The organism is Nitrospira sp., from assembly GCA_016788885.1.
Classification (GTDB): domain Bacteria; phylum Nitrospirota; class Nitrospiria; order Nitrospirales; family Nitrospiraceae; genus Nitrospira_A.
Genome location: JAEURX010000010.1, coordinates 14,289 through 35,508 on the forward strand (window position 1 = coordinate 14,289; position 21,220 = coordinate 35,508).

Annotated in this window: 21 protein-coding genes, 1 tRNA gene and 1 pseudogene; 13 read left to right on the forward strand and 10 right to left on the reverse strand. The window is 58.9% G+C overall.

Annotated features, from left to right (window positions below; translation table 11 throughout):
* Positions 1 to 133: 133 nt before the first annotated feature.
* The 5 genes and pseudogenes from JNL86_02175 to JNL86_02195 all read left to right on the forward strand — a co-directional run bounded on the left by JNL86_02175 (position 134) and on the right by JNL86_02195 (position 3,345).
* Positions 134 to 1,345, forward strand: a complete 1,212-nt coding sequence (locus JNL86_02175; protein ID MBL8041709.1) for a phage major capsid protein — start codon at positions 134 to 136, stop codon at positions 1,343 to 1,345.
* Positions 1,346 to 1,406: 61 nt separating this feature from the next.
* Positions 1,407 to 1,727 (forward strand): hypothetical protein, encoded by a 321-nt coding sequence (locus tag JNL86_02180; protein MBL8041710.1) that lies wholly within the window; start codon positions 1,407 to 1,409, stop codon positions 1,725 to 1,727.
* Entirely contained in the window at positions 1,724 to 2,092 is a 369-nt protein-coding gene (locus tag JNL86_02185; protein ID MBL8041711.1) for a helix-turn-helix domain-containing protein, read from the forward strand. The genes JNL86_02180 and JNL86_02185 overlap by 4 nt, the downstream gene beginning before the upstream one ends.
* Before the next feature lie 30 nt (positions 2,093 to 2,122).
* Complete coding sequence (locus JNL86_02190; GenBank protein ID MBL8041712.1) at positions 2,123 to 2,338, forward strand: helix-turn-helix domain-containing protein; 216 nt, start codon at positions 2,123 to 2,125, stop codon at positions 2,336 to 2,338.
* Positions 2,335 to 3,345, forward strand: a pseudogene (locus JNL86_02195) (site-specific integrase). The gene JNL86_02190 and the pseudogene JNL86_02195 overlap by 4 nt, the downstream one beginning before the upstream one ends.
* Positions 3,346 to 3,496: 151 nt before the next feature.
* On the opposite strand, the gene JNL86_02200 reads toward JNL86_02195, so the two are convergent.
* A tRNA-Ser gene (locus JNL86_02200) sits at positions 3,497 to 3,586 on the reverse strand.
* Between the two features lie 20 nt (positions 3,587 to 3,606).
* Entirely contained in the window at positions 3,607 to 4,896 is a 1,290-nt protein-coding gene (gene serS / locus JNL86_02205; protein ID MBL8041713.1) for a serine--tRNA ligase, read from the reverse strand.
* A gap of 135 nt (positions 4,897 to 5,031) precedes the next feature.
* On the opposite strand from serS, the gene JNL86_02210 reads away from it, so the two are divergent.
* Genes JNL86_02210 through JNL86_02220 form a run of 3 tightly spaced genes read left to right on the forward strand, consistent with a single transcriptional unit; the run spans position 5,032 to position 7,505 of the window.
* A complete protein-coding gene (locus JNL86_02210) occupies positions 5,032 to 6,057 on the forward strand; it encodes a PA0069 family radical SAM protein (GenBank protein ID MBL8041714.1) in 1,026 nt (341 codons plus the stop codon).
* Positions 6,058 to 6,083: 26 nt separating this feature from the next.
* Positions 6,084 to 6,434 (forward strand): sulfurtransferase, encoded by a 351-nt coding sequence (locus JNL86_02215; protein MBL8041715.1) that lies wholly within the window; start codon positions 6,084 to 6,086, stop codon positions 6,432 to 6,434.
* 3 nt (positions 6,435 to 6,437) lie between these two features.
* Positions 6,438 to 7,505 carry a DUF362 domain-containing protein gene (locus tag JNL86_02220; GenBank protein ID MBL8041716.1) on the forward strand — a complete coding sequence of 356 codons (1,068 nt, stop codon included), beginning with the start codon at positions 6,438 to 6,440 and terminating at the stop codon, positions 7,503 to 7,505.
* Positions 7,506 to 7,508: 3 nt separating this feature from the next.
* Here the strand turns inward: JNL86_02220 and JNL86_02225 are convergent, their stop codons facing one another.
* Positions 7,509 to 8,066 (reverse strand): OmpH family outer membrane protein, encoded by a 558-nt coding sequence (locus JNL86_02225; GenBank protein MBL8041717.1) that lies wholly within the window; start codon positions 8,064 to 8,066, stop codon positions 7,509 to 7,511.
* A gap of 201 nt (positions 8,067 to 8,267) precedes the next feature.
* On the opposite strand from JNL86_02225, the gene JNL86_02230 reads away from it, so the two are divergent.
* The gene (locus JNL86_02230) at positions 8,268 to 8,669 is read left to right on the forward strand and encodes a hypothetical protein (protein MBL8041718.1); all 402 of its coding nucleotides are present in this window, start codon (positions 8,268 to 8,270) and stop codon (positions 8,667 to 8,669) included.
* A 218-nt stretch (positions 8,670 to 8,887) separates the two neighbouring features.
* Here the strand turns inward: JNL86_02230 and JNL86_02235 are convergent, their stop codons facing one another.
* Complete coding sequence (locus JNL86_02235) at positions 8,888 to 10,486, reverse strand: HD-GYP domain-containing protein (protein MBL8041719.1); 1,599 nt, start codon at positions 10,484 to 10,486, stop codon at positions 8,888 to 8,890.
* A 17-nt stretch (positions 10,487 to 10,503) separates the two neighbouring features.
* Positions 10,504 to 12,375 (reverse strand): hypothetical protein, encoded by a 1,872-nt coding sequence (locus JNL86_02240; protein MBL8041720.1) that lies wholly within the window; start codon positions 12,373 to 12,375, stop codon positions 10,504 to 10,506.
* Positions 12,376 to 12,526: 151 nt separating this feature from the next.
* On the opposite strand from JNL86_02240, the gene JNL86_02245 reads away from it, so the two are divergent.
* Positions 12,527 to 13,198 carry a hypothetical protein gene (locus JNL86_02245; protein MBL8041721.1) on the forward strand — a complete coding sequence of 224 codons (672 nt, stop codon included), beginning with the start codon at positions 12,527 to 12,529 and terminating at the stop codon, positions 13,196 to 13,198.
* Positions 13,195 to 13,509 (forward strand): hypothetical protein, encoded by a 315-nt coding sequence (locus tag JNL86_02250; GenBank protein MBL8041722.1) that lies wholly within the window; start codon positions 13,195 to 13,197, stop codon positions 13,507 to 13,509. Before JNL86_02245 ends, JNL86_02250 begins: the two co-directional genes overlap by 4 nt.
* Positions 13,510 to 13,531: 22 nt before the next feature.
* Here the strand turns inward: JNL86_02250 and zwf are convergent, their stop codons facing one another.
* From zwf to JNL86_02275, 5 genes are all read right to left on the reverse strand, one after another.
* Positions 13,532 to 15,055, reverse strand: a complete 1,524-nt coding sequence (gene zwf, locus JNL86_02255; protein MBL8041723.1) for a glucose-6-phosphate dehydrogenase — start codon at positions 15,053 to 15,055, stop codon at positions 13,532 to 13,534.
* A gap of 46 nt (positions 15,056 to 15,101) precedes the next feature.
* The gene (gene gnd / locus JNL86_02260) at positions 15,102 to 15,995 is read right to left on the reverse strand and encodes a decarboxylating 6-phosphogluconate dehydrogenase (GenBank protein MBL8041724.1); all 894 of its coding nucleotides are present in this window, start codon (positions 15,993 to 15,995) and stop codon (positions 15,102 to 15,104) included.
* A gap of 157 nt (positions 15,996 to 16,152) precedes the next feature.
* The gene (locus JNL86_02265; GenBank protein ID MBL8041725.1) at positions 16,153 to 16,959 is read right to left on the reverse strand and encodes a nucleotidyltransferase domain-containing protein; all 807 of its coding nucleotides are present in this window, start codon (positions 16,957 to 16,959) and stop codon (positions 16,153 to 16,155) included.
* An 18-nt stretch (positions 16,960 to 16,977) separates the two neighbouring features.
* Complete coding sequence (locus JNL86_02270) at positions 16,978 to 17,205, reverse strand: hypothetical protein (GenBank protein ID MBL8041726.1); 228 nt, start codon at positions 17,203 to 17,205, stop codon at positions 16,978 to 16,980.
* Between the two features lie 77 nt (positions 17,206 to 17,282).
* Positions 17,283 to 18,311: an aminotransferase class I/II-fold pyridoxal phosphate-dependent enzyme gene (locus JNL86_02275; GenBank protein MBL8041727.1), complete on the reverse strand. Its 1,029-nt coding sequence runs from the start codon at positions 18,309 to 18,311 to the stop codon at positions 17,283 to 17,285.
* Positions 18,312 to 18,434: 123 nt separating this feature from the next.
* Here JNL86_02275 and JNL86_02280 point away from each other — a divergent pair, with 123 nt between their 5' ends.
* Together JNL86_02280 and JNL86_02285 are read left to right on the forward strand one after the other, a co-directional pair.
* Positions 18,435 to 19,736, forward strand: a complete 1,302-nt coding sequence (locus tag JNL86_02280) for an MFS transporter (GenBank protein MBL8041728.1) — start codon at positions 18,435 to 18,437, stop codon at positions 19,734 to 19,736.
* Between the two features lie 110 nt (positions 19,737 to 19,846).
* Complete coding sequence (locus tag JNL86_02285; protein ID MBL8041729.1) at positions 19,847 to 21,211, forward strand: glutamate-5-semialdehyde dehydrogenase; 1,365 nt, start codon at positions 19,847 to 19,849, stop codon at positions 21,209 to 21,211.
* The last annotated feature ends 9 nt before the right edge of the window (positions 21,212 to 21,220 follow it).

Consider the following 21,220-nt stretch of genomic DNA (forward strand, 5'->3'; position numbering starts at 1 on the left):
TGGCGAAGCGGTGTCTTGCTGGCTAGGCCAAGGCGGGGCGCAACGTGAGCCTAGGTCGTGAATGGGCCGCTCTTGAGGCCTGGGAGAGCGAATCCGGGTCAGTTCAATGTGAGCAGTGAGTAAGGGGAAAAGTATGAATGGCGGAATAGTAGGACTCGAAAAGTCACTAGGGGAAATCAAAGTCGGCATCACGAACATGGTGATGAAGCATGATGATCTCGAACATAAGCAGGACGAGCTCTCAAAGTATGTGCATGGTCGTGTGAAGGCTGGGCTGAAAGCCAGTCTGCCAGGTGTCGATCATTACCCCTTCAGCTTCGGGAAGGCACTGTTGGCAATCTCAGCAATGAATAGGGGCCAGGCCCATCTCGTCAAAGAGTGGAACGTAGGTCATGAGCTGGATGTGATGACCCAGGCCACCAAGAAGGCCATGGACACCGGCACGGCGGGTTCTGGAGGGGGGTACCTAATTCCTCGGGAACTCATGCCTGAGATCATTGAAATGATGCGAGCCGAGGCGCAGTTGGTGCAGCTCGGCGTGACGGTGCTGGACGGGCTCAAAGGCTCGCCGGTTGAATTCTCAAAGCAATTGGCGGCGGGATCGATTCAGTGGGTTGGTCAAAATCAGATCATTCCGAAATCTGACCCCTCGTTTGGCGGTGTGCAGTTGACGCCAAAAATTGCCGCCATGCGCTGCGGCTTTAGCAATCTTCTGAACATCTTGAGTAATCCCGGTATTGAAGATCTGATACGACGGGATTTTGCTCGGGTTCTTGCCCTTGAAGTTGACCGGGTGATTCTCGAAGGCACAGGCACAAGCAATCAGCCGATGGGTATTGCTCAAATGCCTGGTGTGCAGACATTCGCCTTAGGGACGGATGGTGGCGTGCTCGGATGGGACGAGGTCACTGACCTGTTAGGAAAACTCGAAGACGCGAATGTGCCTAGCAAGAAATTGGGATTGGCGTTCCATCCCAAGGTCAAGCGCCTTTTAAAGAAGCAAAAGGTCGCCCAATATTCTGGAGACACGAAAGGTGCATATACCGTTGCTCCGGCTGCGTCGGATGAGAAGCTGCGCGAAATTCTGGGGGTCAACTTTGCCTCAACGACGCAGATTGCCACCAATCTGACTAAAGGCTCCGGTACCGGCCTGAGCCGCGTATACGCCGCCGATTTCTCGGAAGTCGTACTTGGCATGTGGGGCGGATTGGAGATCATTGCCACCAACATTGGTGGTGATGCGTGGATTACGAACAGCATTGAAGCTCGTCTCGTTGCCAACATGGATGTTGGCGCACGGCATCAGGAGAGCATTGTGATTTGCTCTGACGCCAAAACAGCATAGCAAGGAAGGGGGGGGGCGGGCGGGGCTTCGGCCTCGCCCGTTCTCTATCGAGGAGGACCGTATGGACGAAGATTCAACACTCTGGCAGGAATTGCTTCACGGCATCACCTGGAAAGAATTGTTTGCGCAGTATGCCGAAGCCCTCAACGAGTTGTTTGGGTATATCCGCCAGCATCCTAACGCCAAGCATGCCGATGAGCGGGTCGCCGCCGCCATGCAGACGGTTGTGGACGTGAATCAGGAGGTGGTCGGCTATGCCCGCAATCGTGAGGTGCAGCAGAGCCCACCACCGGTGGAGCTTGTCAAAACAGTTCTCGCAATCGCCTCGCAAGTTCGACGAGCCATTCCAGAGCCGACAATGCAGGGAAAGGATGCCGCATGAAACCCGCAGCCGAAACCGTAACGATTCCCCTGCGCGATACTGGCGCGGCCTTGGCTATGCTGCGTTTCGTGATTCATTCAGCCGGACCCGAGCACTATGCCGACTGTGTGACGACCCTGCGCCAACTCGATGCCGTGATAATGGGCCGACTTGCGCAAGGTTCGACACCAGAGCCGAGGCGGGTTGATCCGCTTCCGGCGGAACGGTATTTAAACATTGAGGAAGTATGCGCACAATTTAAGGTGACGGCCCGCTGGCTCTATCGGCACAAATCGAAAATGCCTCACTCTCAGCCAAGCCGGAAGCGGTTGATCTTTCCTGAGAAGGCGGTTACAAGGTGGTTTGCGAGTCGACAATCCGCTTGACATGAACTATAACTGAGTTATACATTGAGCATGACGGCAAAAGAACTGCACAAGCTGCGAAAGGTGTTGGGATTGACGCAGGCCGGATTAGCTCAGGCGGTAGGTGTGACGGCGAACGCTATCGCCTTAGCCGAGCGAGGTGAGCGGGGCATCAGCGAACCGCTGGCCCGGTTAGTGAAGATGCTGGTTCAAGTGCACACGGGAGAGTTAGTGCCCAAACGGTCAACCAAAAGGAAGCCATCATGAAGCAGCGCGGGCTTGGCATGATTTTTCAGCGTGGTGCAATCTGGTGGGTTCAGTACTACTTTCGCGGTAAGCGATACCGGGAAACCTCAGGATCGACGGCGCAGAAAGACGCGGTGCGGCTCTTGCGTGCTCGACAAGCCGAGATGGGGCAGGGACGGCTGCGAGGCCCAGAACTCGAAAAGACGACCTTCGCCGATCTAGTGCAAATGATGCGTGATGAATACGCAGCCAATCAACGGCGCTCCGTCAAACGCCTCAATACGAGCTTGAAGGCATTGGAACCGGCTTTTGGGCATTTGCGGGCTTGTGACATCACCTTGGACCGCCTCAATCGCTATGTTGCCGATCGGTTGGCAGTCGGAATTGCTCCTGCAACGGCTAAGCTTGAGCTGACCCATCTTCACAAGGCCTTTCGCCTGGCTGAACGAGCTGGAAAGGCCATCTGTCCGCCGTTCCCGGTGATTTCGGTACAGAATGCCCGCAAAGGATTTTTTGAGCGGGGCGATTTTGAAGCTGTTCGCTCCCACTTGCCGGGAACTTATCGAGGCGTGGCGACCTTCGCGTTTTTGAGTGGATGGCGTGTGCCGAGTGAAGTCCTCAGGCTTCAGTGGTCACAAGTAGACTTTCAGGCGGGCATCGTCCGCTTAGAACCGGGCACCACGAAGAATGACGAGGGGCGAACCCTTCCGTTTGCGGTGCTCCCAGAACTGGCTCAGCTCCTCCGGTCGCATTGGGACGAGGCTTTAGCTACAGAGTTGCAAACGGGGCAGCAAGTGCCTTGGGTCTTCTTCTGGAATGATCGAGGAGTGATGAAGCCGATCCACGTGAAGGCGTTCTATCGGCGCTGGCAGGCCGCCTGTAAGCGGGCTGGAGTCCCTGAACGCATTCCCCATGATTTTCGACGAACCGCTGTTCGAAATTTTGAGCGGGCAGGAGTGCCTAGGTCTGTCGCCATGAAGCTGACCGGCCATAAGACGGAAGCCGTCTATCGGCGCTATGCCATTGTGTCTGAGGCAGACCTCACCGAAGGCTTGAAGAAACTGGCGAGATTGCAGGAAACGCTACGCGAGAAGATGCAGCCATGCGGAACGCCGACGGAGTTTAGCCACAGCTTAGCCACAATTTCAGGGCGAAATATGCAGTTTTCGCCGGAAAATTTGGCGGAGGGGGCGAGATTTGAACTCGCGGATAGGTTACCCCATCTCCGGTTTTCAAGACCGGCACGTTCGGCCACTCCGTCACCCCTCCACACTAGGCCGGAAACAAGGTCATGCGAGCGTTTCTATCTTCTGAAGTCCTCCCATATAGGGCTGCAGGACGGGTGGGATAGCGACCGAACCGTCAGGTTGCTGATAATTTTCGAGAATGGCGACCAGCGTGCGCCCGACAGCCAACCCGGAGCCGTTCAATGTATGAACAAACTCCGGCTTCGTATCTTTTTTGCCGGCCTTAGGGCGCCAACGAATGCTCGCGCGGCGCGCCTGAAATGCCTCAAAATTGCTGCAGGACGAGATCTCGCGAAAGGTCTGCTGCGAAGGGAGCCAGACCTCAATGTCGTATGTTTTCGCGGCAGAGAAGCCCATGTCGCCGGTGCAGAGCGTGACGACTCGATAGTGTAGGCCAAGCCCCTGTAGAATGGCCTCCGCATGAGACGTCAATCGCTCCAGTTCTTCATACGATTGCTCAGGTTTTGCAAAAGCGACGAGTTCCACCTTGTTGAATTGATGGAGGCGAATCAGTCCTCGCGTGTCCTTGCCGTAGGAACCGGCCTCACGTCGAAAGCAAGGCGTATAGGCAGTGTAGCGAATCGGCAGCGCGTCTTCGGACAGTATCTCTTCTCGGTGCAAATTCGTCACCGGGACTTCTGCGGTGGGGATTAAGAACAGCTCTTCGTCGCGCATTTGAAACAGGTCGTCCTCGAACTTCGGTAACTGTCCTGTTCCGGTCATCGCCGCGCGATTGACCAGCAACGGAGGCAGCACCTCTCGATACCCGTGCTGGCTGGTATGGGTGTCCAACATATAATTGATGAGCGCCCGCTCGAGGCGCGCTCCCAGCCCGGTCAGCACCGCAAAGCGGGCTTTCGCCATGCGCACGGCCCGATCAAAGTCCAAAATTCCAAGCGCTTCTCCGAGATCCCAGTGCGACTGGGCCGGAGCGGAGAGGGCGGGCGGCGAGCCCCATCGACGCACCTCAACATTGTGGTCGGCATCCTGCCCGGTCGGTACCGACTCGTGAGGAAGGTTGGGGATGCGGAGAGCGATATGAGCCAATTGTTCTTCTATAAGCCGAAGCTGATCTTCCTGTCCTTTGATGGTGTCGCCCAGCGCTTTCATTGCTGCCATGGCCGCGTCGGCAGATTGCTTCTCACGTTTCAGGCGAGCGACCTCGTCCGAACCTTTTTTGAGCTGATGCCGAAGTTCTTCCACCTGGATCATTCGGGTGCGGCGATCCTCGGTCAATTTCCGAAGATCCTCCCATGCGACATCTTTACCGCGTGGCCCGAGCCGCTCGCGAAGTCCGTCTAAATTGTCTCGCAAGACACGAAGGTCGTACATACCCATTCCCCAGTGAAGCGGCGAGAAATCTAACACCGCATGTTCCCGTAGTCAATGAATGGGGGAACGTGATGTGCGGCACCGTCACGATGGCGCGCGATTGACAACAGTGGGCGCGCGCGGCACCATGACGAGATGAAACTCATCTCAAATCCACCCAATCGATTTGAATTGATACAACGCGAAAGGCTTGAGCCTGCCGCACGGGCACGGGTGCAGCTCTTCGAAGACAATACACAGCAGATTCTTAGCCGGAACGACAGCCCCGACCTGCCGTTTCGATGGAGCGTGAATCCCTACCGCGGTTGTTTTCACGCCTGCGCCTACTGCTATGCCCGCCCGTCGCATGAGTATTGGGGCTTCGGAGCGGGAACCGATTTTGAATCGAAGATCGTCCTCAAACGTCGCGCGGCAATTTTGCTACAGCAGGCGTTCGAGAAGCCATCCTGGAAAGGCGAGCTGGTCGTATTCTCGGGCAATACTGATTGTTATCAACCCCTCGAGGCTACACTTGGCTTGACCAGGGCTTGTCTTGAAGTCTGCGCGGAATATCGGAATCCCGTGGGTATCATCACAAAAGGTGTTATTCCCGCACGCGATCTGGATCTCTTTACACAATTGCGCGAGCAGGCGTGGATTCGCGTCTACTTCAGTATCGCCTTTGCCGATGATGAAACCGCGCGACTGGTAGAACCGCAGGCTCCCGGCATCAGTGCGCGCTTTGAGGCGATGCGTGTGCTTTCCGACGCGGGCATTCCGACCGGAATCTCTGTGGCGCCGATCATTCCCGGGTTGAACGAAGAAGCCATTCCTGAAATATTGTCTCGTGCGAGGCAGGCGGGAGCGACCTCGGCAACCTGGAGTCTGTTGCGGTTACCGGGACATGTCGAGCAGGTCTTTATTGAGCGTATGCGCGAAGCCTTTCCTGATCGGGTTTCGAAAATTATGCATCGCATTCGGGAGGTTCGCGGGGGCGCCTTGAGCGACGCGGAATTTTTCAGCCGGCATCATGGCATGGGGACCTATTGGCGCTGTGTCGAGCAGTTATTTGAGCTGGGACGCAGGCGTGCCGGTTTCGAGCCGGATGAGTTGCCCGTTCCGCAGACGTTTCGGCCCCCGGCGGCGCAGCAATTGTTGTTTGATGAGGAGGAGTCGTTGTGAAGCATAACCCCGGATTTTTGAAAGTCGTGGAAGACGCGCGCGCTCGCGTCCGCGAATGTACCGTTGCTGATGTAAAAGCCCGGTTGGATCGCGGCGAACGGTTCCACTTTGTCGACGTGCGGGAGGACGAGGAGTTTTCCCAGGATCATGCCGCAGGGGCCATTCACATCGGCAAAGGGGTGATCGAGCGGGATATTGAAACGGCGATTCCCAATAGGCAGGAGCCGATTGTGTTGTATTGCGGCGGCGGGTATCGGTCGGTCTTGGCCGCCGACAGCCTCCATCAGATGGGGTATACAAATGTCATCTCGATGGATGGTGGCATCAAGGCCTGGCGCGCCGCCGGCTATCCCATTGAGAACGGTCGGCCCTCTTAACGCATGCCCTTTTCACGACGCGAATTGTTCAACAATGCCGGCTTTGGTCTGCTCCTGCTGCCGGCGCTGCTCCGCTCGCCACAGACTATTTTACGTCATCTGCTTTTTGATCCCGAGGGGCCGCTGGTTTCGCCGAAGCCTATTCCAATTAATCCATTGATGCGGGAGGGCCGCTCTCTCGTCGCGATCGTCTACGGGACAGAGCCCGGCCGCATGCTCAGGCGTGCCCTGGAGCTGCTCGGCGGGATTGACCGGCTGGGCCTGCGCGGGCACCGTGTCTTACTGAAGCCCAATGTCTTGAACGATCAACCGCCGCCTTCCACGACCAATCCTCTGGTCGTGAAGGCCATGGCCGAGATGGTCCGGGCAAATGGCGCGGCAGAGGTGATCGTGGCCGACGGGTCGGGAATCATCCGCCTTCCCACATCGGCCAATTTGACCAGCACCGGCATGCGGGCGGCGGCGGAATCAGCCGGGGCACGGGTGCTGGCGCTGGAAGACGAACCCTGGGTGCGGCTTGAACCGCCCGATGCCAAGGCCATCGGCCAGTTCTATTTCTCGCGGCCGGTCTATGAAGCCGATGTGGTGATCAACATGCCGGTGATCAAGACCCATCGCTTTGCCGAGTTTTCCTGCAGCTTGAAAAATTTCGTCGGAGCGGTCCACCCGCGTTATCGTCCATCCGTCACATTTTGGAGCGGGGATTGGCACGAGCGTATTGCGGAAATCAACCTCGCGGTTCACCCCCTGCTGACGGTAGCCGACGGGACCACCACGATGATCGAGGGTGGTCCCACATCAGGTACCCCTTCGAAGACTGATCTGCTCATCTGCAGTGGAGACCGGGTTGCGGTGGATCTGACAGCCATCGCGCTCCTACGGTCCTTCGGCAAGTCGAAACTGCAGGGCAAGCGGATCAGCGATCAACGGCAGATCGTGCGCGCGGCGGCGCTTGGATTGGGAGTTGGCACGGGGCGCAGGATTGAACTTGTCAGTGAGGCGGTCGATCCGGCTCCACCAGCGTTTCTGCAGCTGGTGGAGCATATTCGGCAGGAATTGCTGAATTCGTGACCGTTATTTGTTCGTGCGGTCGAATTCCTTGATGACTTGCTCGGTCAAATCGATCGTGTCTTTGTTGAAAATCACGATTTTCACCGTTTGCTCGCTACCCTTATCCAACACCAGTTGATACCCGCCCTTGTCGGCGACGGCCTGCGTGGCCACGGCAATCTTCTTCATATACTCGTCGACGAGTTCCTTTTGCTTGCCTTGCAGTTCTTGGTTAAACTCCTGCGCGCGCTTCTGATAATCCTGGATCTTGCCGCGGAACGAGGTTTCCTTGTCTTTCTTTTCGGCATCGGTCAATTTGGAGCCAGGCTCTTTGAGCTGTTTTTCCGTATTGCGCAACTCTTCCTCGTCCCGAGACAAGAGTTTCTGACGCGTGGCCACATATTCTCTCAGCCCATCCAGTGCTCGCTTGCCGGCCTTACTCTTTTCCAGAACAACCTGAGGATCGATGACCCCCATCTTGAATTCCGCCGCCGGACTCATTGAGAACAAGCCGAGGGTCGCTGCGACGAGCGCCCCAACCATGACCGCGCGCCGGCCTGCTCCGTGCCACTTCACACCCATCTCGAGACTCCTTTCGCGGGAAAAATGTCGTACTACAAACTTTGGGAGAATAGCCGTACGCCGGGGAGGAGTCAAGAAGGCAGAGGCAGCCTGGGTCTGTGGTTTGACAGGTCTAAGCCGGACGGCTATAAGCCAGAGAGTCTGCTCCCTTATGCCACCCTTCGGTGCAGTCTTCACCACCGAGTGAGAAAGGAGTGCTGCATGCTCACGGGTCACGAGCGAGCCCACCGATTGTTCGTGAAGGCGATTCAACACGAACGTATCAACTGTGAGCGCGATGGTTGTCCGGGACCGGTTGAAGCGATCGACCAGTCCCGGACGCGGGATCGAGTCAAGACGTTTGATGTGCACTGTGAGTCCTGCGGCTGGCGGAGCACCGTGACGGGAGAGGAAGCGCTCACGCCGCCCTGGGACAACGCTGCGCTGGAGTTGATGGCTGATGAACACTTGCTGCACCAACAACCGGTCTGTCCGTTCGATGAGACACCGGTGGTGTTCATCTCGATGCCGAATCCTCGCCGCAAGGCCAAATATCGCGTGGCTTGTTTCTATTGCGGGCGACAAACGGATATGGATTGGCCCCCGCCGGAGAGCAAGCGCTAGCGAGTCAGAGGGCCTCCATGGCAAGGAGGCCCGGGCGCGAGCCTGGATTGTTCATCAATGCCTTCGCGAGGCCTTTGAAACGGAAGCCCGTCGAGGCTGCTCGCTCGTGGGGACGCCGCAGGCTTACATACATGCCGTCTGTCGAGGAGGCTGGACGAGAACAACCTCGACGGGTGAGAGAATCGGACGCCGGAGCAAGTGTTTGTGGGTCATTCGGGTTAGACGAAGTAACGTGCGGTGTCAAAGTGATGTTCGGCGTTATCGACGAGCTGCTGAATCGTATGGAGGTACTGCCCGCGCTCATCCTGCTGCGTCAGGTCCAATTCAGGTCCGTCTTCAACCGGCGCGCCGTCCTCATTCGTGATCACCTGCACCAGCGGGCGTTCGGCATTGGCTTTGTCCTGCGCCGGTTTGATCACGACGGCCAGCGGGCCTGAGTCAAGTCGTACCAGGCTGCCGATGGGGATAATGCCTACGCAGTTCACGAAGAGCTTCAGCAGCACCGGATCAAAGGACTGGCCGCTCTTCCCGAACATGAACTTGAGCACGTTTGCCGGTGACATCGGTTCGCGGCGATACACGCGGGACGAGGTCATGGCGTCGTAACAATCTGCAATGGTGATGATGCGGCTCGCCACCGTCTGCGACCAAGGTACCTTGAGTTTGGGGTAGCCGGAAAAATCGAAGTTCATATGGTGTTCAAAGGAGGCGGCGGCCATGCGAGCCGGTACGTTATTGATGCCGCGTGCTTTGACGAGCGTGAAGACCCCTTCGATGGGGTGCGAGCGCATGATGGCCCACTCGTCCTGGGTGAACTCACCGGGCTTATTGAGCACATCCAGGGAGATGGCGCATTTCCCCACGTCATGAAACAGGGCCGACAAGCCCAGATCCGCCAGGTCGACTTTCGGGTAGCCGGCCCGATTTCCGAGGGCCATCGCCAGCAACGACACGTTCACGGAATGGTTGTGCGTGTACTGGTCGTGGCAACGCAGATTCGTCAGGCCCAGTAGCGTGGACTCGTCCTGCATCAGCAGTTCGACGATGTTTTGAATCGCCCGTTTGGCCTGTTTGAAACTGACGGTGCCGCCGGCACGCGTGTTTTTGGTCAAATCACCGAGCGCCGACGCTGCCTTGGCATACCGGCCTTTGGCGAGTGCTCTCCGCTTCTCTTTGGAGTCCTCCGGGGATGACGTGGAGCCTCCTGGGCGTGTTCCTATTCCTCCAGCGGTTCCTTCGCCTTCGGCCAGATGTTGCAACTGAAGTGTTTTGGGTTCCTCCAGTTCAATGCCTTTGACGCCGGCGTTTTGCAGGGCTTCCTGCAAATCGGCGAGGGCATGTTTCTCCGGATCCAGGCTGACGAACAGGTAGGCGAATTCGCGATAGTCCTTCGATTCCGCCGTCGACGCGAACGAGACTCCGCCGATGTGCCAGGTGTTCAACGCCTCGATGATGCTCGCAAAGACCGCCATCTGTTGCGAACTCATCTTCAGATGACTGTCCCCGAGAAACAGAAAGTCATTCTGTAGCCGGAGCACCACGGGGTGATCCGCCGCCAGGGTCCTCACGAGGGTCAGCATCGAGTCCACGGGTTTGTCGAGGGCCGCATTCGTGCGGCCGTGGATGCGTGAGGTCTTGATGAGGACGTTGAGCTGGGTCACCAGCTGAATGCCCAGCATTGCGAGTTGCTGGTCGAGGATGTCTCCCGCTTCGGACCCCTTGGCGATTTTGTTTGCCAGGGATCGCTCATGGGTCAGGATCGGATGCGCGTTGTCTGCTGCTGAGGCCGGGTGGCTGGAAGATGGAACGTCGCTCACGGGTGGCATCCTCGCAATCAGGAGTTCGCTGCGGATGGGACTTGTCGTCGATGGACCCGGTTGGCTGCTGAGAGTGCGACACTGCAGGCCTGTTTGACGGCGGTGCCGCCTTTCTTCTGCCCGAGTTCGAGCGCGGCCAGTGCGGCCGAGGTTGCGAGTTTCCCGAGTGTATCCGCCGCGAGTAAGGCCAATTCTTCTTTCTTTTTGCGGTTCGTCCAGGACCACTCAGTCAGCAACCCTTGCCAGTAGGGGACGGCTTCGTCACCGGCCGTATGCTTGATCGCCAGGTAGATGGCGCGTTTTTCAGCCGGGGACCGATCATAGAACTCATCGGCCGCCACGAATGGAGCCCAGGCGGAAAAGGGCACCGTGTACTGTCCGCTGGTCAGCACTTTCATGGCGGTCAGGCGGACGGTTTCGTCACCGTCACTCAACAGCGCAACCAGTTTGCTCCCGCTTCCGGATGGGCGTAGGGTCGCTAGGAGGCGCAGCGCTTCGCGCCGTACGGTCGCTTCAGGGTGTCGCAAGGTTTTCTCGACATGGTCGCCAAAGCGGGGATCGTTCCATCGGGAGAGAATTGTGAGCAGGTTGCGCACGTAGGTCGGCCGCTTGTCCGTCAGGCCGCGGAGAATCGGTTCGGCATGGTCGCGGGCGTTTGTCTGCAAGGCCTCCATGATCACCGCTTGATGCGACGGACCATCCAGCGTGGCCAAGACAGAGCAGAGTCCGGGCACAGCCTCTTGCTTCATCATCAGGAGCAGCGTGATCAACCCTTGGGTGTTGGCCTGCGGCGTGCGGTTCAAGTGTACCCCGATGGCTTTCAACCGTTCTGGGCGGTGAAGCCCATCGAACAGCCCGGCGACCTGTTGCTTGTGGCTGTCCGCGAGATCGGGACGGACCGTTTCCGCCTCCTGCAGCATGGTCAGCACGGTTTCGAGCTGGGTCCATTCCCCGCCACGTATCAAGACATCGAGGACATTGTCCCAGACGTCGAACAGTTTGGTCAGCAAGGCTGGCGAAGGTTCGGAGGCCAGGACTGCGGTTAGGATATCGAGGATATAGGTGGTGGGATCGCGTGCGGTTTCGCGTTGGATCTCTTGTGCCAGGGTCTCTTGTTCCTGGTCGGAGACGTCATACCCGACCATGCTGGATTGAAACCGTCTGTTGCGGTTGGGGCCAGGTCCGTCGGAGGCCGCGCCGGTCGGGGCACTTCCGTTCTCCTCACCGGACCCGCTCGTGCTGTCTTTGTCGGCGGTTTTCTTGGCGCGTTCACGGTCGAGCAATTCGCGCAGTGAGCTGACCGACAGGTTCATGTAGCCCTGGGTCTGCAGTTCGAGCTCGTCCTGTCCGAACCCGGACGACCGCACCAGTTCTTCGGCGGTGACGACGGTGATGGTCTCGAGGTTCTTGGCCCATAACCGCGTCACGATGTCATCGTCATCATCAGGTTCGATCACCGGATGTTCCGGTCCGGTCTCGTTCGCCGGTACCCCCCAGAGGGCGTCGAGAAAAAAGGCGAGATCCTCTTGCGTGAGCCCTTGATAGAAGCTCAATTCTCGGATGCCGTCCGAATACATCTTGAAGGCGAAGCTGTCTCCGGTCGCGTCGCGCTCCGGTTCGTAGACGATCTCGTCTTTGAGATACAACTGGTTGCGTTGGACGAGGAGCGCCAGATGGGGATGTTGCGTGAGATGTTTCGTCAGATCGTCATAGAACTGTTGGAAAAATCGCTGCGCCACCGGATTCTTGGTGCCGTACGTGCGGGCCGATTTGGCCGCCTTGTCGAGCAGCTTCAACAATTGTTTGACTGCGGCGACCTCAGGGTCGACGTGGGCTCGAGCAAACGGGGTGGCTGCTGTGCCTTCCGGAAGCGGGGCTGTAGGTTCCATATGAGTCAGTCGTACCGCGAGGCCCTGTCTTCGTCAAGAAAATAGCCGGTCTGCGCATGGGTTTTGGCGTACGAATCTCACCTCGATGCAGCCAGGTGACTGGTGAGGACTCGGGATTGCGTCGCTTCGGCACGAACAGTAGAATCGCTCTATGGCTCACGACACGCGACTTCCGCTCATTGTGTGTTTCGGTGACAGCCTCACGGCTGGATACCAAGCTCCCAGCCCGTCGCATCCCTCCGGAGAGGACGCGCCCTATGGGCCGGTGCTGCAAGAGCGTCTGGGGCAGCGTGGCCGGGTTGCGGTCAGCGCAGTGTGTGGAGAAGTGACGGGTGAAATGGTGTTGCGGTTTCGCTCGTCGGTCCTTGATCGCCATCCGCAGGTGGTGATCATCCTCGGGGGGACGAATGATCTGGGATGGAATGCCGACCCAGCGGAGATCATGCGCAACTTGCTCAAGATGTATGAATTGGCAAGGGCCAATTCAGTCGTGCCGGTGCCGGTGACAGTACCGTCGATTCGCGTTGAGCTGGGCGGAGACAACCCTGAAGCCGCGTCTTGGCTTGCACAACATCTTCAACGTCGTCAACGATTGAATGCCATGATCGCGGAGTATGCCGATGCAAAAGGCCTGCGCTATCTTGATCTCTTTACGGCAACAGCCGAACCGGACTCGCTCATGCTTGCGCGGCCTTACTCAAACGACGGGCTTCACCTCACGACGTCCGGATACCGGCTCTTCGGGCAGTTGGCCTACGAGCGGCTGTTCGGCGACGAATCAGGGTTGCTCGGCCTGCCTCCCTCAGGTGCGGCGCATTCATGATTGGCGAGGTGACGGACCGGAATTTCGCACGTGAAGTGGAGCAGGCTTCCATGCCGGTGCTGGTCGAGTTCTGGCAGCCTGGGTGCGGGCATTGTCTCGCCCTGTTGAGGCAGTTGGAGCAGTTGCACGAGGAATTGGGGGCAGCGGTGAAGATCGTCACGATGAACGTCCAGGAGAACTTCCAGATCCCGGCCGAGCTTGAAATCAGTTCCCTGCCCGCGCTTGCCTTGTTTGAGGGCGGATCGTTCGCCAGGTTCATCGGGGGAATCGGGAAGAAGGACGAGATTCGACGACAGCTGTCTCTCGGCTAAGCCGCAGGCGGCCTGCCGATGCTCACAAGATGCGCCAACTCCGACCGTCGCGTTGAATCATCCGGTCCGCTTCAACCGGGCCCCAGGTTCCGGCCGGATATTCCGGCAGCCAGCGAAGTTTCTGTTGAGCCCACCCGTCGAGAATGTTCGTGACCCAATCCCAAGAGGCTTCCACCGCGTCGCGCCGCATGAAACGTGAGGCGTCGCCGGCCATCACATCCAGCAGCAGCCGTTCATAGGCTTCCGGGGAGGGGCAGCCAAACACGTCGCTATATTGGAAATCCATCTCCACGGGATGGGTTTGCGCGCGGGTGCCGGGAACTCGCGAGACAATTCTGAGCGATAGCCCTTCGTCCGGCTGAATACGCAAGGTCAGGACATTGGCCGGTTGCGGTTGTGCGGGGTTGGCGTTGAACAGAATCTGCGGAATATCCTTGAACTGCACGGCCACTTCACTGGCACGTTTGGGGAGGGCCTTGCCGGTGCGCAGATAAAACGGGACCCCGGCCCACCGCCAGTTTTCGACGAATGCTTTGACTGCAACGTAGGTTTCCGTGATGGAGTTGGGATTCACCCCCTTCTCCCGACGGTAGCCCGGAACGGGTTGCTCATGAGCGGTGCCCTCCGCATACTGCGCCCGCACCGTATACTGCTCGACATCCTTGCCGACGATGGGCCGAAGGCAGCGCAGGACCTCCATCTTGGCATTGCGCACCACGTCCGGATCGAGCGAGTAGGGTGGTTCCATGGCCACCAGGCAAAGCAGTTGCAGCAGATGATTTTGAATCATGTCCCGCAACGCACCCGCCTCTTCGTAATAGGTAGCTCTGGTGCCCACACCTTCCGACTCGCTGACCGTGATCTGCACATGGTCGATATATTTGTGGTTCCAGATCGGTTCAAAAATGCTGTTGGCGAAGCGGACGACCATCAGGTTCTGAACGGTTTCCTTGCCGAGGTAGTGGTCGATCCTGAAGATCTGGGACTCAGCGAACACCTTGCCGGTCACTTCGTTGATCTCCCGTGCGGAGGCGAGATCGCGGCCCACCGGCTTTTCAACGATGATGCGCGAATAGGGTGACGCCGTGGCGGCCGATGTCGCCAGTCCCGAGTGCGCCAATCCCTCGCAGACGGAGGCAAAGGAACTGGGAGGGATACTGAGGTAAAAAATCCGGTTTCCGGGAAGGTGCAGATTCCGTTCGATTTCTTCGGCCTTGGCGCGGAGCGCCTGATAGGTTCGGGCATCTTCGTTTTCCCCCTGGAGGTAAAACAGGTGGGATTGGAAAACGTCCCAGGTTTCTTGTACCAGTGCTTGGCGTGAATATGTGACGACTCCGTCCCGTACCAGGTTGCGGAACTCCTCATCCGTCATCGGTTTGCGGCCCAGGCCGATCACGGCATACTTGTCCGGTAATAGACCATCCAGCAGTAAGTTATAGACCGCGGGAATCAGGCGCCGGCGAGCCAAATCTCCGGAGCCGCCGAAAATAACCAGGGTGCACGGCTCCACGGGAGGCGCGGATTCCGGCACCGGTTTGCACTCGATGGGTGTCGTAGGGGAAGGCATGGTCTCGAAAGTCCTTGGGTGAAGGTCAGCGACGGACACTATGTCCGCCGAAGGCGTTGCGCAAGGCCGCCAACATTTTCTCCGCGAACGATTCTTGCTGCCGCGATCGGAAACGGGTGAACAGCGCCGCCGTGAGAGTCGGCACGGGCACATCCTTATCGATGGCGTCTTGTATCATCCAGCGGCCTTCGCCGGAATCCTGCACATAGCCTTTCAATTTTTCGAGCTTGGGATCCTGTTTCAAGGCGCCCACCGCCAGTTCCAGGAGCCAGGACCGGACCACGCTGCCATGCATCCACACATCGGCGACTTTGCCCAGATCCAGACGATAGTCGCTTTTCGCCATGAGTTCGAACCCCTCGGCATACCCTTGCATCATGCTGTACTCGATCCCATTGTGGACCATCTTGACGTAGTGGCCGGCACCGTGTGTGCCCATGTGGGCCCACCCATTTTCCGGCGCCAAGGTTTGAAAGATCGGGGTCAGGCGCTGAACCGGTTCGTTGTCGCCGCCGATCATGAGACAATACCCGACGGTCAGACCCCAGATGCCTCCGCTGGTGCCGACGTCGACATAGTGGATGCCTCGTTTCTGTAATTCGGCGGCGCGGCGCGTATCGTCATGGAAGCGCGTATTGCCTCCGTCGATGATCGTGTCGCCCGGTTGCAGCAGGGCGGCGACGGTCTGAATGGTGTCTTCCGTCGGCGTTCCCGAGGGAACCATGACCCAGACTGCGCGAGGGGCGGTCAGGTGTGCGACGAGGTCGCTCAGGGACGTCGCGCCGATACTCCCGGTCCGCTCCGCCTGTGTGACGACCTCGGGTGAACGATCGTAGGCCACGATGCGGTGACCACCCTGGCGCAGGCGCGTCACCATATTCATCCCCATCTTCCCCAGTCCGATAAATCCGAGTTCCATAGGTCATCCTCTCTGGTCAGTACCGGTGTGTGATGACTGGTTGTCCGTTGGCCTCGCGCGGCGTGTGGCGGTGCCGGTTCGGCGGGTGGCCGATGGTATCACGGTTCGGCACGAACGCAAACACCGGTTCGCTCTGAGGCGAGACAGTGAGGCCTGGTCAGTCCACGCGGGGCGGAAGGGGAATCTCGCGAAAGAGGGTGTCCGCGAATCGGCGTCCGGCGGTCAGCCGGTCGTGGAGGGTCGCCGCGCTCAAAAACTGGCTGGCCAACTCTCCGAGCGCCGGGTCGCGGGAGGCCAGGAATCGCAAGGTATCGACCGGCGCCGTGAACCACAGGCCTCGGATGCGAAAGAACGCCGACACGCACTCTTCGAAGAACAGTTGCAGGAGATATTGCGCCGTGTTGGGTCGGTCGCGCAGGTCCTCGACCTTGCCCAGCCAATGTAAACATTCCGCCTTGAGGCGGATGCGTTCATGGATCCCGGCAGCCGGTGGTCCCTGGCGAAACCGTTGCGCAGCTTTGGCGATGAGTTGGGCGGCGATATCTTCGTGATCGTAGAGAATCCGGCCCTTCCGGAGTAACGGCGCCAGACGGGGGGAATAGGCGAGATCCTCGCCCACCGTCTGGTGCTCACCATATCGAATATCGACCAGGCGGTCTCCCACCCGGATCATTTCCTGCCCGTCGGCCGGTCCCTTGACCAGGACAATCAGATCGATATCGCTGTGTGCCGTGACGGTGCGACGTGCGCCTGAACCCACGAGAATGATACCGACCAAGTCCCCGCCGCGTTTGGCGCGAATATATTTGACGGCCCCTGCCAGCGCGTCGTCATAGCCGGGTGGAGGCACGGCTGGAGGCATTTCGGGTGGTTCGGGAATCTCGAGTAACTCCGCCTTCAACTCTTCGGACGAGGGAAGCGTGCGTGTCGACTGGGAGGACGAATCAGCGATCTGCGAGTCCATATCTCACCTTCGACGTGGTCAGGAGGCCTGTACCCGTCGTATCTGTTGATCCAAGGTGCCGAGCCAGGCATCGAACGGCTGGTCGGCATCCACGATAATCTCAAGTTTTCCATTAGGAAGTTTGCGGACGATGCCGGGGCTTTCCGGCGAGAGAGGAATCTCTACCCACTCACGATTGATGCCCAGGGCATCGGTCAGGTCGAGAATGCGACTGATTTGTTGAAACGAGACGGCGTGGAGTGACACCCATTCCCCTTTGCTGCGATCCGCGTGCGTGCATTTTATGAGCGGGGAGGCGGTCTGTCAATGTGACGGCGAGGTGTTCATGCAAGGATGCGGGCGATGGCGTCGGCGGCCTGGTCAATGGCATCGGTCGACACATCCAGGTGCGTGACGGCGCGACAGGTCTTCGCATTGACGGCATTCAGCAGCACGCCTTCCTGTCTAAGGGCCGTGACGAAGGCCGGTGCCGTGAGTCGTGGGTGGTGCACGTCGAAGAACAGAATGTTCGTTTCCACTGCGGCAGGGTTGATGGCGACCGAAGCAATCTGGTGCAGTCTGGCCGCCAATCGTGTGGCATGTGCGTGATCGTTCGCCAGCCGAGGGATGTGGTGCTCCATTGCGTAGAGTCCTGCAGCCGCCAGAATGCCTGACTGGCGCATGGCGCCTCCATACATGCGGCGGAAGCGCCGGAGCCGTTCCAGGATGGTCGGATCGTCGGTCGCAATCAATGATCCGGCCGGCGCACCCAGGCCTTTGGAGAGGCAGAAAGTCACGGTCTCAAAATAATGCGCATAGGCGGCGGCGGAGACTCCGGATGCCACGACCGCATTGAACAGTCTGGCCCCATCCAGGTGCATGGGCACGCGGTGGGCGTTCGCGACTGCGCGAATGGCTTGGATCGTCGCCAGCGGGTAGATGGTTCCGCCTCCGGCATTGTGCGTGTTTTCAATGCAGATCAGTGCGGTCTGAATGCTGTAGGGATCGATGGGACGAATGGCGGCTTCGACCTGCTCCGCAGTCATGAGGCCTTGCCTGCCGCCGACCCAATGAAGTTGGACACCAGCCAGCGCGGCCGCCGCACCCTGTTCGTAGCGGATGATGTGACACTGACCCTCAACAATCACTTCACGTCCAGGCTCAGCATGCGCCCGGAGGCAGAGTTGATTGCCGAGTGTGCCGGACGGCACGAACAGCGCGGCTCGCTTGCCGACGAGCGCCGCGCCGACCTCCTGTAACCGGTTCACCGTTGGGTCTTCCCCGTATATGTCATCACCGACCTCGGCGTGGGCCATCGCCTCGCGCATAGCGGGAGTCGGTTTGGTGACCGTATCGCTGCGAAGATCGATCATGAGCGAGGACGTATCTCCAGGGGGAGTGACACTGCGTCACTGCGGAACGTGGGCGGCATTCTAGCAAATTTTCTTCGTGCGTGGGATCGCCGGCCTGCTACACTGGCGCCCACTCGGAGCCCCATGGAGACATTGCGTCGTTCAGTGAGCCGATTTGTTCAGGCAGAGCCGCAGGAGTTGCGGCCCTTGGCCTGGTCGTTCGGCTATTTTTTCTGCCTCCTCTGCGGGTACTACATTCTTCGTCCGGTGCGCGACGAGATGGCGATCCAAGGAGGCGTGCAGAATCTACCCTGGATGATGACGGCCACGTTTCTCACCTTGCTGGCGGTCACCCCTCTATTCGGCTGGTTGTCCGCACGGTACTCGCGTTATCGGTTGTTGCTCGCGGTGTACCTCTTCTTCATCACGAACCTGCTGGTGCTGTACCTATTGATGACGAATCGCCAGTCCATGGAATGGGTCGCCCGCGGATTCTTTGTCTGGCTGTCGGTATTCAATTTGTTCGTGGTGTCGGTGTTTTGGAGTTTCATGGCCGATCTGTTTACGCCGGCCCAGGGGGCCCGACTCTTCGGAGTCATTGCGGCGGGCGGCAGTACGGGGGCCCTGTTCGGTCCCCTCATCACCACCGGTCTCACCTATGTCTTTCCTGTGCCGATCCTCATGCTGGTCTCGGCGCTGTTTCTGGCGGCCTGCATCTGGTGCATCTACCGACTGGAGGTCTGGAGCCGGAGCCGGTCCGTCTTCCATCGCGAGAATAGCGGTGAGCCACTGGGGGGCGGGCTTCTGGCCGGTGTTCGCCTGGTCTGGTCGTCGCCGTATCTCCTCGGCATTTGTGGGTATCTCACCTGTCTCACGATGACGGCCACGTTCCTGTACTTCGAGCAGATGCGGCTGGTGGCCGAGCATTTCACTCAGCCTGAAGTCAGGACGCGGTTCTTTTCCATGCTCGATTTCGCCACCAATCTCCTAACGTGGCTGACGCAACTCTTCATCACGACCCGGGTGGTGTCCCGATTTGGATTGGTCGTGGCCTTACTCTTTCTGCCGGCCGTCAGTCTCGTCGGGTTTTTGGGAATCGCCCTCTGGCCCGGCTTGGCGGTGTATGTCGTTTTTTCGGTGCTTCGTCGGGTGGGGGAATATGCGCTGTCGAAACCGGCGCGAGAGGTCCTGTTCACGGTCGTCAGTCGCGAGGAAAAGTATAAAGCGAAGAACTTCATCGATACGGCCATTTCGCGCGCCGGGGATGCGTCGACCGGGTGGCTGGTCTCCGGCATCAAGGCGCTGGGCGTGACGACCGCCCAGATTGCCTGGGCCCTGGTTCCCCTCATGCTGCTATGGGCCTGGCTGGGCCGATGGTTAGCTTCCCAACAACGCGAGCAGGCCGATGGTCCCGTCTTTGACTCACAAAAAAATCGCATGGTATAGTCCGGCGCGAATACGACCTGTTGCCGCGATTCTGGTGATCGACCGATTCTCTGGGCATTGCGGGCGCACACCGGGTCACCACCTTACCCACTCACGACGTTGGGGTCACAATGGTTGAAGTTCCAGTTAAACTATACCTCGATAAGGTATTGAAGACGGCCAGGGAAGCGGTTCGTCCCACTGCCTTACTCACGGGGCCTGTGCGCGACAAAGCCTTGCGGGCCATGGCGGCGGCGATTGCGGAGAGTGAGGAGGCGATCCTTGCTGCCAACGAGACGGATGTAGACGCGGTCGGCAAGTCCATGACGGGGTATGAAAACCGGGAACGGGTGCGCGATGCCGTGGCGCGAATTCGTATGACGGCAGACGACGTGAAGGCCTTGGTGGATCGCCTGCACCGCATCGCGGATTTGCCGGACCCGCTGGGAGACGTATTGGGCCGGCATGACGAGCCGAATGGGTTACAGGTCGGGCGAGTGCGCGTGCCGATCGGAGTGATCGGCATCGTCTCGGAGCTGTCGCCGCTGGAAACGATCGATGCGCTGGCACTTTGCCTGAAGTCCGGCAACGTCTGTGTGTTTCGCGGGTCGCCGGATTGGACGCACACGCAGCAAATCATTGCCGCCGGCCTGACCACGGCGATGGCGGAGGCAGGAATTCCACGAGGGGCCTGCACCATCATTGATCGACCTGAGAAGGAAGCGGCGCTGGAACTGATCAAGTCCGGGAAAGCCTTGGATGCGATCATTCCACGCGGCGGCGCCGGATTGCGCAAGGTGGTGCAAGAGCAGGCCAAGATGCCGATTCTCTGTCACGACGGCGGGATCACGCACGTGTACATCGACGATGACGTCGAAATCCCGCTCGCGCAAAATATCGTCGTCAACTCCAAGGTGCAGAATCCGTCGGCCCCCAACTCGCTGGATACGCTGCTGGTCCATCAGGGAATTGCGCGCCCGCTCCTGTCGGCCCTGATTCTACGATTGCTGGATGAGTTCAAGATCGACATCTACGGTTGTCCGAAAACCGTATCCTTGATGGGACAGATGTTGATGACCGGGCACAAAGCGGTCAAGCCGGCCCAGGAGAGTGATTGGCGCAGGCAGTTTCAGGGACCGAGCATGGCCATCAAGATGGTGCCCGGTTTCGACGATGCCCTCGCGCATATCGCACAACATGGTCCCAGCCACACCTGTGTCATTGTCACCAAGTCGTACGAGTCCGCGATGCGCTTCACCCGTGAGGTTGATGCCGGGGCGGTACTGGTCAATGCATCCTCGCGCCTGAACGCCGGCGACAGCCTGGGATTCGGTGCGGATATCGGTTTGAGTTCCACCCGTCATCACGCGCGTGGACCGATCGGCCTCAACCAGCTGACGTGCGAGAAGTATGTGGTGTTCGGCAGCGGGCAGCTCCGGCATCCGCATCCGGTGCCTCTGGCGTACGAAGATGCCATCATGCTGAAAAGGCCGTAGCGTACACCG

Bases quoted from the DNA above. Each gene is read 5' to 3' on its own strand.
- JNL86_02175 (MBL8041709.1), top strand. From the start codon at position 134: ATGAATGGCGGAATAGTAGGACTCGAAAAGTCACTAGGGGAAATCAAA.
- JNL86_02180 (MBL8041710.1), top strand. From the start codon at position 1,407: ATGGACGAAGATTCAACACTCTGGCAGGAATTGCTTCACGGCATCACC.
- JNL86_02185 (MBL8041711.1), top strand. From the start codon at position 1,724: ATGAAACCCGCAGCCGAAACCGTAACGATTCCCCTGCGCGATACTGGC.
- JNL86_02190 (MBL8041712.1), top strand. From the start codon at position 2,123: ATGACGGCAAAAGAACTGCACAAGCTGCGAAAGGTGTTGGGATTGACG.
- serS (MBL8041713.1), bottom strand. From the start codon at position 4,896: ATGTACGACCTTCGTGTCTTGCGAGACAATTTAGACGGACTTCGCGAG.
- JNL86_02210 (MBL8041714.1), top strand. From the start codon at position 5,032: ATGAAACTCATCTCAAATCCACCCAATCGATTTGAATTGATACAACGC.
- JNL86_02220 (MBL8041716.1), top strand. From the start codon at position 6,438: ATGCCCTTTTCACGACGCGAATTGTTCAACAATGCCGGCTTTGGTCTG.
- JNL86_02225 (MBL8041717.1), bottom strand. From the start codon at position 8,066: ATGGGTGTGAAGTGGCACGGAGCAGGCCGGCGCGCGGTCATGGTTGGG.
- JNL86_02230 (MBL8041718.1), top strand. From the start codon at position 8,268: ATGCTCACGGGTCACGAGCGAGCCCACCGATTGTTCGTGAAGGCGATT.
- JNL86_02240 (MBL8041720.1), bottom strand. From the start codon at position 12,375: ATGGAACCTACAGCCCCGCTTCCGGAAGGCACAGCAGCCACCCCGTTT.
- JNL86_02245 (MBL8041721.1), top strand. From the start codon at position 12,527: ATGGCTCACGACACGCGACTTCCGCTCATTGTGTGTTTCGGTGACAGC.
- JNL86_02250 (MBL8041722.1), top strand. From the start codon at position 13,195: ATGATTGGCGAGGTGACGGACCGGAATTTCGCACGTGAAGTGGAGCAG.
- gnd (MBL8041724.1), bottom strand. From the start codon at position 15,995: ATGGAACTCGGATTTATCGGACTGGGGAAGATGGGGATGAATATGGTG.
- JNL86_02265 (MBL8041725.1), bottom strand. From the start codon at position 16,959: ATGGACTCGCAGATCGCTGATTCGTCCTCCCAGTCGACACGCACGCTT.
- JNL86_02275 (MBL8041727.1), bottom strand. From the start codon at position 18,311: ATGATCGATCTTCGCAGCGATACGGTCACCAAACCGACTCCCGCTATG.
- JNL86_02280 (MBL8041728.1), top strand. From the start codon at position 18,435: ATGGAGACATTGCGTCGTTCAGTGAGCCGATTTGTTCAGGCAGAGCCG.
- JNL86_02285 (MBL8041729.1), top strand. From the start codon at position 19,847: ATGGTTGAAGTTCCAGTTAAACTATACCTCGATAAGGTATTGAAGACG.